Origin of the sequence: Caenimonas koreensis DSM 17982, assembly GCF_009646335.1 — a bacterium.
Taxonomy (GTDB): Bacteria; Pseudomonadota; Gammaproteobacteria; order Burkholderiales; family Burkholderiaceae_C; genus Ramlibacter; species Ramlibacter koreensis.
Genome location: NZ_WJBU01000008.1, coordinates 39,485 through 53,503, shown reverse-complemented (window position 1 = coordinate 53,503; position 14,019 = coordinate 39,485). Strand labels below are relative to the sequence as shown.

General features: G+C 64.0%; 13 protein-coding genes and 1 tRNA gene. 6 read left to right on the top strand and 8 right to left on the bottom strand.

From position 1 onward, the window contains the following. Nucleotides 1–51: 51 nt before the first annotated feature. Together GHT07_RS08800 and GHT07_RS08795 are read left to right on the top strand one after the other, a co-directional pair. Nucleotides 52–1,323 carry an aspartate kinase gene (locus tag GHT07_RS08800; protein WP_153584713.1) on the top strand — a complete coding sequence of 424 codons (1,272 nt, stop codon included), beginning with the start codon at nt 52–54 and terminating at the stop codon, nt 1,321–1,323. A 31-nt stretch (nt 1,324–1,354) separates the two neighbouring features. Further along, a tRNA-Ser gene (locus GHT07_RS08795) sits at nt 1,355–1,447 on the top strand. A 65-nt stretch (nt 1,448–1,512) separates the two neighbouring features. On the opposite strand, the gene GHT07_RS08790 is transcribed toward GHT07_RS08795, so the two are convergent. Next, entirely contained in the window at nt 1,513–2,154 is a 642-nt protein-coding gene (locus GHT07_RS08790) for a thiol:disulfide interchange protein DsbA/DsbL (protein ID WP_153584712.1), read from the bottom strand. A gap of 100 nt (nt 2,155–2,254) precedes the next feature. On the opposite strand from GHT07_RS08790, the gene GHT07_RS08785 reads away from it, so the two are divergent. Next, a complete protein-coding gene (locus tag GHT07_RS08785) occupies nt 2,255–2,431 on the top strand; it encodes a hypothetical protein (RefSeq protein ID WP_153584711.1) in 177 nt (58 codons plus the stop codon). Between the two features lie 23 nt (nt 2,432–2,454). On the opposite strand, the gene GHT07_RS08780 is transcribed toward GHT07_RS08785, so the two are convergent. The 5 genes from GHT07_RS08780 to GHT07_RS08760 form a co-directional block, all read right to left on the bottom strand. Continuing rightward, nucleotides 2,455–4,674: a TRAP transporter permease gene (locus GHT07_RS08780; RefSeq protein ID WP_153584710.1), complete on the bottom strand. Its 2,220-nt coding sequence runs from the start codon at nt 4,672–4,674 to the stop codon at nt 2,455–2,457. Nucleotides 4,675–4,749: 75 nt separating this feature from the next. Beyond that, complete coding sequence (locus GHT07_RS08775) at nt 4,750–5,703, bottom strand: TAXI family TRAP transporter solute-binding subunit (RefSeq protein WP_153584709.1); 954 nt, start codon at nt 5,701–5,703, stop codon at nt 4,750–4,752. Between the two features lie 121 nt (nt 5,704–5,824). Then, nucleotides 5,825–6,238, bottom strand: a complete 414-nt coding sequence (locus tag GHT07_RS08770) for an RNA-binding S4 domain-containing protein (protein WP_153584708.1) — start codon at nt 6,236–6,238, stop codon at nt 5,825–5,827. Then, a complete protein-coding gene (locus GHT07_RS08765; RefSeq protein WP_228488256.1) occupies nt 6,238–7,677 on the bottom strand; it encodes a sensor histidine kinase in 1,440 nt (479 codons plus the stop codon). Before GHT07_RS08765 ends, GHT07_RS08770 begins: the two co-directional genes overlap by 1 nt. After that, complete coding sequence (locus GHT07_RS08760) at nt 7,674–8,345, bottom strand: response regulator transcription factor (protein ID WP_153584707.1); 672 nt, start codon at nt 8,343–8,345, stop codon at nt 7,674–7,676. The genes GHT07_RS08765 and GHT07_RS08760 overlap by 4 nt, the downstream gene beginning before the upstream one ends. Nucleotides 8,346–8,462: 117 nt before the next feature. Between GHT07_RS08760 and GHT07_RS08755 the strand changes: the two genes are divergently transcribed. The 3 genes from GHT07_RS08755 to GHT07_RS08745 all read left to right on the top strand — a co-directional run bounded on the left by GHT07_RS08755 (nt 8,463) and on the right by GHT07_RS08745 (nt 11,513). After that, nucleotides 8,463–9,425 carry a Bug family tripartite tricarboxylate transporter substrate binding protein gene (locus tag GHT07_RS08755; protein WP_153584706.1) on the top strand — a complete coding sequence of 321 codons (963 nt, stop codon included), beginning with the start codon at nt 8,463–8,465 and terminating at the stop codon, nt 9,423–9,425. A gap of 68 nt (nt 9,426–9,493) precedes the next feature. After that, complete coding sequence (locus tag GHT07_RS08750; RefSeq protein ID WP_153584705.1) at nt 9,494–10,006, top strand: tripartite tricarboxylate transporter TctB family protein; 513 nt, start codon at nt 9,494–9,496, stop codon at nt 10,004–10,006. Nucleotide 10,007: 1 nt separating this feature from the next. Further along, nucleotides 10,008–11,513: a tripartite tricarboxylate transporter permease gene (locus GHT07_RS08745; protein WP_153584704.1), complete on the top strand. Its 1,506-nt coding sequence runs from the start codon at nt 10,008–10,010 to the stop codon at nt 11,511–11,513. Between the two features lie 30 nt (nt 11,514–11,543). Here the strand turns inward: GHT07_RS08745 and GHT07_RS08740 are convergent, their stop codons facing one another. Then, entirely contained in the window at nt 11,544–13,412 is a 1,869-nt protein-coding gene (locus GHT07_RS08740; protein WP_153584703.1) for a hypothetical protein, read from the bottom strand. A 14-nt stretch (nt 13,413–13,426) separates the two neighbouring features. Beyond that, nucleotides 13,427–13,903 carry a CesT family type III secretion system chaperone gene (locus tag GHT07_RS08735; RefSeq protein WP_153584702.1) on the bottom strand — a complete coding sequence of 159 codons (477 nt, stop codon included), beginning with the start codon at nt 13,901–13,903 and terminating at the stop codon, nt 13,427–13,429. Nucleotides 13,904–14,019 lie beyond the last annotated feature (116 nt).

Genomic DNA, 14,019 nt, shown 5'->3' with positions numbered 1-14,019 from the left:
CCCTGTGCGGGTCTTTTCCGGGCTTTTCTTCTTCCTTCGAATCCCTTCCCGATGGCATTGATCGTTCACAAATACGGCGGCACGTCGATGGGCTCCACCGAGCGCATCCGCAACGTCGCCAAGCGCGTTGCCAAGTGGCATCGCGCCGGCCATCAGATGGTGGTCGTGCCCAGCGCCATGAGCGGCGAAACCAACCGGCTCCTTGGCCTTGCGAAAGAGCTTTCGCCCACCCAGCAGGACGACGCGCTGTTCCGCGAACTCGACATGCTCGCAGCCACGGGCGAGCAGGCGTCGTCAGCGCTGTTGGCGATTGCACTGCAGGCCGAAGGCCTCGACGCAGTGAGCTACGCGGGCTGGCAAGTCGCCATCAAAACCAACAGCGCCTACACCAAGGCCCGCATCGAGTCGATCGACGACAAGAAGGTGCGCGCCGATCTTGATGCGGGCCGCGTCGTCATCATCACGGGCTTCCAGGGCATCGACGCCGTCGGCAACGTCACCACGCTCGGCCGCGGTGGCAGCGATACCTCTGCGGTTGCAGTGGCAGCGGCGCTCTCAGCTGCTGAATGCCTGATCTACACCGACGTCGATGGCGTTTACACGACCGATCCGCGCGTCGTGCCTGAAGCGCGCCGCCTGCACACGGTGAGCTTCGAGGAAATGCTCGAGATGGCATCGCTCGGCTCGAAGGTGCTGCAGATCCGCTCGGTGGAATTCGCGGGTAAATACAAGGTGCGCCTGCGCGTGCTTTCGAGCTTCACGCCGTGGGACATCGACATCCAGGAAGAAGCCACCTCCGGCACCCTGATCACTTTTGAGGAAGACGAACAAATGGAATCCGCCGTCGTTTCCGGCATCGCGTTCAACCGCGACGAGGCCAAGATCTCTATCCTGGGCGTGCCCGACAAGCCAGGCATCGCCTACAACATCCTGGGCGCCGTTGCCGATGCGAACATCGAAGTCGATGTGATCATCCAGAACATCTCCAAAGACGGCAAAACCGACTTCAGCTTCACGGTTCACCGCAACGAATACGCACGCACCGTCGACCTGCTCAAGACCAAGGTGTTGCCGAGCCTGGGCACGGACATCCTGGAAGGCGATACGCGCATCTGCAAGGTGAGCATTGTTGGCATCGGCATGCGCAGCCACGTGGGCATTGCCGCCAAGATGTTCCGTTCGCTGAGCGAAGAGGGTATCAACATCCAGATGATTTCGACCAGCGAGATCAAGACGTCTGTTGTCATCGACGAGAAGTACATGGAGCTGGCCGTGCGTGCGCTGCACCGTGCGTTCGAGCTGGACCACGCGCAAGCGGCCTGATGAGTTTGATTGGGGCATAATCGCCCCACCAGGAAACGTGACCGAGTGGCCGAAGGTGCTCCCCTGCTAAGGGAGTATGGGGTGTAGAGCCTCATCGAGGGTTCGAATCCCTCCGTTTCCGCCAGGTTCTAAAAGCCGCTGACATTGCTCAGCGGCTTTTTTTCTTGGGGGCGTAGCCCAGCGGCGCTTTCAGCGCTTCTTCATGGCCAGCGACAACAGGTAGTCGGCGACCTGCAACGATCGCTGGTTCGACCCCGCCATCGACCCCGACGTCAGCCACCGGCCGTCAATTCCCAGGGATGGCGTGCCTTCGATGCCATAGCCGCCCGCCAACTGCATGGCAGGCTTGAGCCGCGATGTCACGCCGAATGAATTCATCACCTGCATCACCTGCTCGGCATCCACGCCGTTGCGCGCGAGAAAGGCTGCAATTTCCGGTGCACTGTGCAAGTGGTCATGCTGCACATGAATCGCTGCGAACACTCTGCGATGCAGGCGTTCCAGCAGCCCCAGCGACTCCAGCGCAAAGTAAAGCCGCTGATGCAATACCTGTGCACCGTCATTGAAAGCGACGGGTATCCGTCGAAAAAGGATTCCTGCCGGTAACGCCTTCTGCCATGCGTCAAGCGCGGGCTCGAAGGCATGGCAGTGCACGCACGAATAGGCAAAGAATTCCACCACTTCAACCTGCGCCCGGTCACGTGTGGGCTGCCGCGGCGACATCTCCAGGAAGTGCGTGCCTTCGACCGGCACATTGATCTGTGCGCGGGCATGCGGCAGCGATGCGATCGCAACGAGGGCGAGGCCTGAGAACTTGCGGCGGTCGATCAAGGGTGGCACCTGTGGTTGTCGGTCATGGGGGGCTCTGCCGATTGAAGCGGGTCACCCGCGCAGCGTCAAGCCGCTCCACGAATGCGTAGACTTCGCTTCCATGGATCCGAACCTTGGAGCTTTGCTTTTCGCCGTCGCCAGTTTTGCGGTGACATTTGTCGTGGCACGCGTGCTGGGCAAGCGCTTTCGCGAGCGCCGCGCGCAGCGGCAGGCCCAGGAGGCAAAGAAGACGCAGAGCCGCCAGGTGAGGCGGGCGCTTGAGCGTCAGGGCAAGTAGCAAGCCGCTGTAGCGCACAGGCATCAGGCCGGTGCGGCAGGTACGGCCACCTTGTTCCCCAGCTTCCATGCCGCCACTTGCCGGATCACGACCGGCACTGCCAGCGCCGCCCCTATGAGCGAGACGGCAAGCCCCGGCGCGATCAACAGCAGCGCCGCAGCAAAGCACAGCACCTGTTCCCAGCGTTTCATCTCGACCAGGAAGAAGCGGCTCAATGCAGCCGCCAGCGCAACGATGCCGAAGATGCATCCGCCAAACGTGATGATGAAGTCGTGCATCGTGAAGCCCTTGGCCACGAGCAGGAGCGACGGCGAATAGACAAACACGAACGGCACCAGCGCCTTGGCCATGCCGAGGCGGAAAGCCATGTTGCCGGTCTTGAACGGATCACTGCCCGCCATGCCCGCAGCCGCATAAGCAGCCAGCGCCACCGGCGGCGTGATGTCGGCGAGCACGCCGTAGTAGAAGACGAAGAAGTGCGCCACTAGCGGCTGCACACCCAGCTGCACGAGCGTGGGCGCAGCGACCGTCACCATGATGATGTAGTTGGCTGTGGTGGGGATGCCGCAGCCCATCAATATGCAGACCACGGCTGTCATCACCAGCGCTGCAAAGAGCGTGAGGCCCTGCAGGTTGACGAATGCGTCGGGCAGGATCGCAGCAATGCCGCCCGCCGCCATCTGCGCCCAGCTCGTGATGATGAAGCTGATCTTGAAGCCGACGCCGGTCAGCGTCACAACACCGATCACGATGCCGACCGTCGCCGCTGCCGCGCCCACGGCCAATGCGTACTTCGCGCCCGTCTCGAATGCTTCGACGATAGCGCCGTGCGTGATGCGGCCTGTGATGCCCGCGAACTTCCAGCCTGCCAGCGCGATCACGACGGCCACCGCAAACAGGCCCAGTTTGATTTTTTCGCTTTCTTCGCCGAGGTTGGCGAAGGCGATCGCGATGAGCAGTGCGTGAAGCACGGCGAACAGCGTCCAGTTGCCCGCGCGGTTGCCGCTGGTGCGCGTCGTCAGGCCGACGATCATGCAAGACGAGATGCCCGTGAACGCCGCCAGGTAAGGCGTGCGGCCCGACACCAGGATGCCGATCAAGAGCGCGAGCGGGATGAGCGTGGGCCAGCGCTGGCGGAACGACTCTTTCAGCCGTGGCATTTCTTCCAGCGTGAGGCCACGCAAGCCATAGCGCTTCGCCTCGAAGTGCACCTGCATGAACACGCCGAAGAAATGCATGAACGCCGGGATCACGGCGGCAGCCACGATCGTCTGGTACGGCACGTTCAGGAACTCGACCATCAGGAACGCCGCTGCGCCGAGCACGGGTGGCGTGATCTGCCCGCCCGTGGACGACGCAGCCTCCACCGCCGCAGCAAACTCGCGCCGATAACCCACGCGGATCATGGCGGGAATCGTGAGCGAGCCCACCGTCACCGCATTCGCCACTGACGAGCCCGAGAGCATGCCGAACATCGCCGAGCCGAAAACACTGACCTTCGCGGGCCCGCCTGCATAACGGCCCGCGATGCTCGCAGCGATGTCGAGAAAGAGCTGGCCGAGCCCCACGCGCGTCGCCAGCACGCCGAACAGCACGAAGTGGAAAACGTAAGTCGCCACCACGCCCACCGCCACGCCATAGATGCCCTGGCTGGTGAGGTACTGGTGGTTGATCATCTGGCTCCACGACGCGCCGGCGTGCTTGAGCAGCCCGGGGAAGTAGGGCCCGGCCAGCGCATACACGGTGAAGCCGATGGCGATCAGCGGCAGCGGCCAGCCCATCGAGCGGCGCGTCGCTTCAAGCAAGGTCACGAACAGGATCGTGCCGAAGACGACGTCCGACATATCGGGGTTGCCGACCCGGAATGCGAGATCGTCGAAGACATACGGGATGTACAGCACGCTCGCTGCGCAAGCCAGGCCCAGCAGCCAGTCCACCAGCGGCACGCCACCGGGCGAGAGCCAGCTGTTGGGCGCAGGCTCGTCGTGCGCCTTCTTGGTCGCCGCGAAGACGAGGAAGATCAGGCCGAGCACAAACGCGAGGTGCACGCCGCGGTGCGTGGTCTCGCGCAGCAGGCCGAAGCCGGCGGTGTAGAAGTGAAAGCACGACAGCGCAATCAGCAGCCACTTGACGATCTGCAGCGCGGGCGGCACCGTGGGCCGGAAGCGCATCTCGGGATCGAACTTCTCCTCAAGCTCCTGCAGCTTGGCCTCGTCAAGCGTGGTCGCTAGCGTGTCTGTCATGCATCAATCCTGGCTGCGCGCAAAAAAATCAGGGAGGCACTCAGCCTCCCTGCGTGTCACCTCAAGAGGCTCGCATTACTTCAGCAGGCCGACTTCTTTGTAGAAGCGCTCGGCGCCCGGGTGGAACGGAATGCCAACACCCTGCACAGCGTTTTCCTTGGTGATGAACTTGCCCTTGGCATGGCCGGCCTGCAGTGCCTTCTGCGCTGCTTCGCTGTACATGGCCTTGGTCACCTGGTAGATCGTCTCGGCATCGATCTTGGCGCTGGTCACCATCTGCGCGCCGACGGCGAGCGTCTGCACGGCGGGGACATCCTTGTAGGTGTTGGCTGCAATCGTGTCGACCGCGAACCACGGGCTGGACTTGCGCAGTGCTTCGGCCTGCGGGCCGGACAGCGGCAGCAATTCAATGCCCGTGCCGCTGGAAGCCAGCTCGGTGATCGCGCCGGCAGGCGAGCCGCCCACGAAGAAAAACGCATCGAGTGCGCCGTCCTTGAGCTTGTCGCCAGCCTGGTTCGGCTTGATGTATTCGGGCTTGATGTCCGACTCTTTCACACCATAGGCGGCGAGCACCATGCGCGCGTTGATCAGCGTGCCGGAGCCGGGTTCGTCGAGTGCCACGCGCTTGCCCTTGAGGTCAGCGATGCTCTTGATGCCCGAGCCCTTCTTCACCACAACGTGGATGCTCTCGGGGTAGAGGTTGGCGATCATGCGCAAGTCAGTGACCTTCGGCTTGCCTTCAAAAGCGCCCGTGCCGGTGTAGGCCCAGGTGGCGACGTCGGATTGCGAGAAGCCCGCCTCCATCGCGGAGCTGGCCACGCCGTTGACGTTGGCGAGAGATCCGTTGGTGGCCTGTGCGGTGGCCACGAGCTTGCCGGGCTGCGACACAGCATTGGCGATCATGCCGCCCACGGGGTAATACGTGCCTGCCGTGCCGCCGGTGCCGATGCGGAAGAACTGCTGGGCCTGCGCGGCGCCTGCGAAGGCGAGGGTGGCAGCCAGCGCGGCTGCCCAAAGTTTCAGCTTCATGTGGGTGTACTCCTGGGACGAACGATGGTCGAGCAAGAAGTACACCATGCATGCGATGCGGATACGCATAGTGGAACCCCGCACTGGCGGGCCGCATGCGCCCGATCGCGCGGCTTTGTGCCTATTCGTCGACCGAGGCGCTCCAGCGGTCACCCCATCGCCCCTGCGCATCATCGAGCTCGCGCCGCCCGCGCTTGGTGGGCCGGCCATGCTCGATCGACAACGCGGGCTCCGGCGCAAGTTTGCGCTGCAGCGCATTCGTCTCGCGCTCCATCACGCTCTGCGGAGTTTCTTCGTAAAGCGCTTGTGCCACCGGCGCTGGCCCGCGCATGTTGGACACACCCTTGACCAGCACCGTGCGTGTGACGACACCTTGGCGCACCGCGATCGAGTCGCCAGCCTTGACTTCACGTGCAGGCTTGACGTCCTGCCCGTTCACCTGCACACGGCCGCGGCTGATTTCTTCCACCGCCAGTGACCGCGTCTTGAAAAAGCGCGCGGCCCACAGCCATTTGTCGATTCGCTGTTTTTCCATCAGCCTCCATTCTCACGCAATGGCAGTCTCACAGTTGTATCCAGGCCCTCCACGCGGCCGCGCTGCTCGCGGTTTTCCAGGCTGAGCGTGCCGCCAAGTGCATCCACGATTTCCCGGCAGATCGCCAGGCCCAGGCCTGAGCCACTCAGCGGGTTGCCTGTGGAAAACGGCTCGAACAGGCGCGTGCGCAGCTCTGCCGATATGCCGGGGCCACCATCAGCGATGGTCAGTGCTGCTGAGTTCGCGTCTGCAACAACACGGATCGAAAGCACGCCACCGGGCGGCGAGTGACGGATGGCGTTATGCAAGAGGTTGCGCGCGAGCTCGCGCAGCATCCACTCGTGCGCCACCACGGGCGCAGGGTCGGTGGTGATGTCGAAGTCGAGGTTCCTGTCGGCAATCAAGGGCGACAACTCCAGCGCAATCGACCTGGTGACCTGCGCGAAGTCATGCATCGCCACTTCAGGCTGCTGGCGCAACTGCTCGACCTTGGCGAGCGACAGCATCTGGTTGGCAAGCAGCGTCGCGCGATCGACGGTGTCGTTGATCTCGGCCAGGGCCTGCTGCGGCTCGATGTCGCCGCGCAGCGCCGACTGCACCTGCGTCTTGAGCACGGCCAGCGGCGTGCGCAGCTGGTGGGCCGCATCGCGCACGAAGCGCTTCTGGTTTTCCAGCAAGTGATCCAGGCGCGCCATCACGTGGTTGGTGGCCTCCACCAGCGGCAACAGCTCGCGCGGTGCATCGGGCGCAGAGATCGGCGTCAGGTCGCCTTCGCGCCGGTGTTCCATGGTGACGCTCAGCTGGCGCACGGGCTGCGTCGCCCGCTGGATCACCAGCACAGCCACCAGCGCGATCACGGCGACCAGCACGGCTTGCCGCCACAGCGTATCGACAAGGATCTTGCGCGTGAGCGTCTCGCGCAGCTCCAGTGTTTCCGCCACCTGGATGACGGCCATGCCGCGGCCCGCCTGGCTGGCCACTGGTTGCAGCAGCACGGCGACGCGCACGGGTTCACCGCGGAAGGTGTCGTCGTAGAAATCGACGAGCGCGGCGTACGTGCTCTTGTCCGGCAACGTCCCTCGCCACGCGCGCAACTCGGCAAAGCCCGACACCAGCTCGCCCTGCTTGGTGGAGACGCGATAGAACATCCTGCTCTGGTTGTCGGCCTCGAAAGCCTCCAGTGCGGCATAGGGCACGGTGACGCGCAGTTGCGCCGCATCGTCGAAGCCCTGCACATCCAGCAGCTCGCCGATGGACTTTGCCGAAGCGAGCAGCGTCCGGTCATATGCCGTGTTCACCGCCGACAGTGTTTGCCGGTACAGGCTCGCTGCGTTGATCACGACGAACAGCCCCACTGGCAGCAGGATGCCCAACAACAGGAACCTGCGCAGCGACATGCGCTGCCGCGCGGCCGCAGGCGTGTGCGCTTGTGTACTCATTGCGCCTTGAGCAGGTAGCCAAGGCCGCGCAGCGTCACGAGCGATGTGCCTGTGCCTGCCAGTTTCTTGCGCAGGCGATAGACCACCACCTCGACGGCTTCGTACTGCACATCGGCCTGGCCGGGAAAGACCAGCGCGAACAGTTTTTCCTTGCTCACGGCATGCCCGGGCCTGGCCATGAGTGCCTGCAGCAGCGCGAGCTCGCGCGGTGTGAGTTCCAGCACGGTGTCGCCGTGATGGATCGCGCCGCTGTCGCGGTCCAGCCGCAGCGCACCGACCTTCACCGCTGGCGCGTCCCACGTCTGCGCGGGCCGCCTGCGATGCAAGGCATGCAGCCGCGCCTCCAGCTCGTCCAGGTCGAACGGCTTGGCCAGGTAGTCGTCGGCGCCGGTGTTCAGCCCCATGACGCGGTCGCCCACCGTGCCGCGCGCGGTGAGGATCAACACGGGCGTGGTCAGGCCGTCCTTGCGGCCTTGTTCGAGCACCTGCAGCCCGTCCATCGAGGGCAGCGTCAGGTCCAGCAGCACCACGTCGGGCGTGCTCGCGCGCCAGCGCTCGAGCGCCACACGCCCATCGCCGCACGCTGAAACTTCCATGCCGCGCCGTGCGAGCGAGCGCACCAGCGTCGCCTGCATCGTGGGGTCGTCTTCAACAAGAAGCAGCTTCATTCACGCCAGAGGTTAGCGCCCCGGCATTCAGTAGTTTCCCCAATGCCGCGGACAGCCGAATGACAGGGAGTCGGCGCATCATTGCCAGGTTCGCTTTTTTCTACAGAAGGACAACCCATGCGTCGCGACGAATTTTTGAAGACGATGGCAGCGCTTGCCGCTGCCGGCGCTCTGCCGATCAGCGCCCGCGCTGCCGGCACCAACATCAAGATGATGATCCCCGCCAACCCGGGCGGCGGCTGGGACACCACCGGTCGTGCACTGGGCAAGGCATTGACCGAGTCGAAGGCCGCTGACTCCGTGACGTACGAGAACAAGGGCGGCGCAGCTGGCGCACTGGGCCTGGCGCAGTTCGTCAACGGCAGCAAGGGCGACCCGAACGCAATGATGGTGATGGGCGCCGTGATGCTTGGCGGCATCATCACCGGCAAGCCGCCGGTGGACTTGTCGACCTGCACGCCGATTGCGCGCCTGACGAGCGAATACAACGTGTTCGTGCTGCCGGCCAATTCGCCGCTCAAGACGATGGCCGACGTCATCGCCCAGCTCAAGAAAGATCCAGGCAGCGTCAAGTGGGGCGGTGGCTCGCGCGGCTCGACCGAGCACATTGCGGCCGCCATGATCGCGCAGAAGGTCGGCGTCGATCCTTCGAAGATCAACTACGTTGCGTTCCGTGGGGGCGGTGAGGCCACGGCAGCCATCCTGGGCGGCAACGTCACCGTGGGCGGCAGCGGCTACAGCGAGTTCTCCGAATACATCGCCACGGGCAAGATGAAGGCCATCGCCGTGACGTCCGGCAAGCGCCTTGATGGCGTGGCCGTGCCGACGCTCAAGGAGCAGGGCATCGACGTCGAGATCGGCAACTGGCGCGGCGTGTACGGCGCGCCCGGCATCACAGCCGCACAGCGCAAGGCCCTGACAGACCTGGTGCTTGCCGCCGTGAAGGACAAGAGCTGGACCGAGGCACTGGCCAAGAACAGCTGGACGCCCGCCCTGCTGTCGGGCGCTGCGTTCGACAAATTCGTGGATGACGACTTCGCCAGCCTGCGGGCCACGATGGTCAAGTCCGGCATGGTCTGATCCAGACCGCGTAGTTCAAGCGGCGCCCGGCCTCAAACCGGGCGCTTTTTTTTCGAGAGGCAGGCGACATGACAGATAACAACACCAAGAACACTGCGCAAATAGCTGTCGGCATTGGCGTACTGGTGATCGGCCTCGCGCTGGCCGCAGGCGCGATCAAGATTCCTTCGGCGGCGGGCTACGGCGGCATTGGCCCCAACTTCTTGCCGTGGCTTGCTGCGGCGGGCCTCACGCTGTGCGGCGTGTTGATCGTGCGCGAATCGCTCACCGGCGGTTTTCGCGAGCTGGAGGAACCGTCTGGCGCGCAGGCGGCGTATTGGCCCGCGCTGGTGTGGGTGTCGGCGGGGCTGTTGCTCAACGCGGCGCTCATCGCCACCATCGGCTTCATCCTCAGCTGCACGCTGTGCTACATGCTGGCGGTGCAGGGGCTCAAGCGGGCCTCGGGCCTGCCGGCAGCCCGGCCACGTGCGCTCGTCGCCGATCTCATCACCGGCTTGCTGATCTCGGCGCCGGTGTACTGGATGTTCACCAAGTTCCTGGCGATCAACCTGCCGGGCCTCACACAGACGGGATGGATCTGACATGGACGTCCTCAACGCTTTGATGCAGGGCTTTGCCCTTGCGATCACGCCCGCCAACCTGATGTGGGCATTTGTCGGCTGCGTGCTCGGCACGGCCGTTGGCGTGCTGCCAGGCATCGGGCCAGCGGTAGCGGTGGCCATGCTGCTGCCCATCACGGCCAAGGTCGAGATCACGGCATCGATGATCTTCTTCGCAGGCATCTACTACGGCGCGATGTACGGCGGCTCCACCACGTCGATCCTGCTGAACACGCCAGGGGAGACTGCGTCGATGGTCACGGCGATGGAGGGCAACAAGATGGCAAAGAGCGGGCGCGCGGGCGCGGCGCTGGCCACTGCCGCCATCGGCTCGTTCGTCGCGGGCACGATCGCGACCGTGATCGTCACGCTGTTCGCGCCTGTAGTGGCTGACTTCGCCGTCAAGCTCGGGCCGCCCGAATATTTCATGCTGATGGTGCTGGCCTTTACCACGGTGAGTGCAGTGCTTGGCAAGAGCGCGTTGCGTGGCATGACTGCGCTGCTGATTGGCCTGGCCGTGGGCTGCATCGGCCTCGACCAGATCTCGGGCCAGGCGCGCTACACGTTCGGCATTGGCGAGCTGATGGACGGCATCGAGATCGTGCTCGTCGCGGTGGGCCTGTTTGCCGTCGCCGAAGTGCTGTACGCCGGCATGTACGAAGGGCGTGTGGTCGAGCAGCAGAACGCGCTGAGCAAGGTGTACATGACCAAGGACGAGTGGAAGCGCTCGATCCCGGCGTGGCTGCGTGGCACGGCCATTGGCACGCCGTTTGGCTGCATACCTGCAGGCGGCACCGAGATCCCGACCTTCCTCAGCTACGCCATGGAAAAGAAGCTGGCCAAGGGCAAGAACAAGGACGAGTTCGGCACCACGGGCGCGATCGAAGGCGTGGCCGGACCGGAAGCGTCGAACAACGCCACGGTCACGGCAGCGCTCATCCCGCTGCTCACACTCGGCATCCCGACGTCGAACACCACGGCGATTTTGCTGGGCGCATTCCAGAACTACGGCATCCAGCCCGGCCCGCAGCTGTTCACGACATCGGCTGCGCTCGTGTGGGCGCTGATTGCGTCGCTCTACATTGGCAACGTGATGCTGCTGATCCTGAACCTGCCGCTGGTCAAGCTGTGGGTGAAGCTCTTGAAGATTCCCAAGCCGCAGCTCTACGCAGGCATCCTGATCTTCGCAACGGTGGGTGCCTATGGCATGCGCCAGAGCGCGTTCGACCTGGTGCTGCTGTATGGCATCGGCTTGCTGGGTGTGCTCATGCGCCGGTTCGACTTTCCGACCGCGCCCGTGGTGGTCGGCATGATCCTCGGGCCGCTTGCCGAAGCGCAGATGCGCAATGCAGTGTCCATCGGCGAAGGCAGCTTCCTGGTGTTCCTGCAGCGGCCCATGTCGCTCGCGCTACTGATCGTCGTGCTGGCCGTGCTGATCGTGCCGCGCGTGATGAGGGCGCGGGCCAACCGGGGGATGATCAAGGCCTAGGATCGCGCGGGGCCTGCCGCGGCTGGCGTGTCAGGCGCCCTCGGGTGGGGGAGGCGGCACAGCGTTGTCATTGACGAGCTCGCCGATGTATTGCCCGATGTGGCTGGTGATGTGCGAGTCCGGCAAGAATGGCTCGCTCGAAGTGACGTGCCCAAACTCTTTTTTCATCGCCGTCGTCGGGTACGTGGGCTCATAGAGCACAAAGTCCGTCACGGGGTCGGCCGCGGCCCGGCGCGGCTGCCCAGAGCGTTTGAGCGCAGCCAGGTGCTCGCGCACATCGTCGAATGTGGGGTTGCCTTCGATGATGCCGAGCATGGCGGGGTTGAGCTCGCGGCGGATGATGGCAATGCCGGCGTCCGGATGCGGCGCCTGATGCATCTGCACGTGCAGCAGGTCCTGCAGCTTGAACAGGTGGTGCAGCTTGTCGAACATCTCGCGGTCACCACGGCCTTCGCTTGCTATGGCGGCAATGCCGCCTTCCAGAAGCACCGGCGAGACCTCCACCCAGGCGAGGATGGATGCGTGCAGGCCGATCGTGAGGAACGGAATGCGCCCTGGGTCGAGCGCCCCCACCACATGAGGGTCGAGCGTGAGGTTCAGGTGCAGATTGATGAAGTTGCGCAGCCCCGTCACGATCATGTAGATGTCGGGAGTAGGGCGCCTGAGCATCGATTTCAGCTTTGACCGCCATTCATCGAGCTCGACTGACTTGACGACGTCCTCAGCCTTCGCTTTGAGACCTGCAGGAATCTGGGCTGCAGCCGCTGCGGCTTCAGCCATTGCGTCCGCCGCTTGCGGCTCGCCCGGGGCCAGCTCTTGCCGGCCCAGCTGCATCGACCAGCCTTCGTGATGGGCTGCCGCTGCAGTTGCAGCGATATCGCCGAACGCCACGATGGCCTCGTACAGCCCGATCCACACGCTGACGTAGCCGCCTTTGACGCCTGCCATCTCCGAGAGCGGATCATCGCCGAACGGCACCAGCAGGATGCTGGAAACCACCCATGTGTTCGCCGCGAGCGTCAACGGCAACTGGTACCGAACACGCCGCTTGTTCAGGCGCGAGACTTCGTCGGCAGGCACCGGGGTGCCCTGCGCATCGACGATGGTTCTCGATGGCATGAGCCGCGCGCCTGGCCGCTCGAAGATGCCGCGCAGCACGCCGAAGATGATGGTGCGGACTGCTCCCGTGAAGCAGGCCATGACGACCAGGTTGCGCGCTGCTCCCTCGGGTTGGTCCAGCCCGTTGAGCACTGCACGGCCAATGTTGGCCATCGCCGGCATCAGCGAGATGGCCAGGACGAGCGGCTGGTGCATGGAGCCACCGCGCCGCACGATTTCATCGCGGCCCAGATCGTCCTTGCCGAGGTAAGTCAGCATGGCAGAGGTCATGGGGCTGATGAACTTGGCGCAGACAACGGTGATCGCCACAGCGTAGGTTGCGATGACGAGCGTGCTGTAAATCGTCTCCTTGATCGGGTCGTCTTCCGGCAGAAATGCGAGGTGCAATTTCATGAGCCCGTTGCCGCAAACGCCTGCAATCTGGCGCGATGCATACACGCCGCCCACCGTCTTGAGCACGACGCCTGTGCCTAACAGGCATACATTGCGGATGCTTTGCCAGGGTCCTGCTGGCTCGCCAGGCTGCTGCGCGGCAGGCCCAATGTCGATCGGCACCTCGGACAGCGGGTGACTTTGCTCTACCTGGCCAGCCCCGACCGACGATGAAAGCGCGAACGCGGGCCGCAGCGGCAGGTTCATCGTTTGGTCAACAATCGCGGGTTTGGTCGGACCTGTGCTGATCACGAGCGGCGGTCGCTGCTCCCGCTCGGGTACCCTGCGCGGCGCGGTGGTGCCCACAGTGCCGGCGCGCGGCATGTGGAAGGTGGTCGTCGTTTCCATGGGATGTTGCCGCCTCAGGCCCGCAGGCCCAGGTCGATTTCGGCGGCTTGTTTGTCGAAAGACTCAGTGCCTTCTGGCAGGAAGTGCGTCTGGCGCCACTGCAGCGCGCTGTCTGCCAGGATGCGGATCGACTTCAGCAAGTGCGCGCCGCTGCACTTGTGCAAAGGGTAGGTCGCCTGCAGCGTGACGTTGCCATAGACCGGGTGAATGCTGAATGCGGTCGCGGTCTCGTGTCCGAGAAAAGTGAAATTGATCAGCAGGAGTGTTCGCAGTGCCAGCGCTTCGTCCTGCTCAGGCGCAGGCCCGAAGTCAACGAGCAGAAAAGCATGGTCAGGATGAGTTGCCTGCATGTGCGTCACGTTGACGGCGACGTCGAGGATGTCGGTTGAGAAGGTCATTGCGCCTGCGCCGTCTTGCACGAGGTGCTGGCGTTCGACGCCGGCTGCATCACAGAACTCGTCGCTCAACTGCTGAAAACTCGCGACACCCATAAAAACACTCCTTGGACTGAGAGGCAGGTCAGTCACGCAGACTAAACGTGGGCGTACCGCTGCCACCCTAGGCCAAAGTCTCTGTTGCGCTCACCACATACGTTGACATAGGCGTT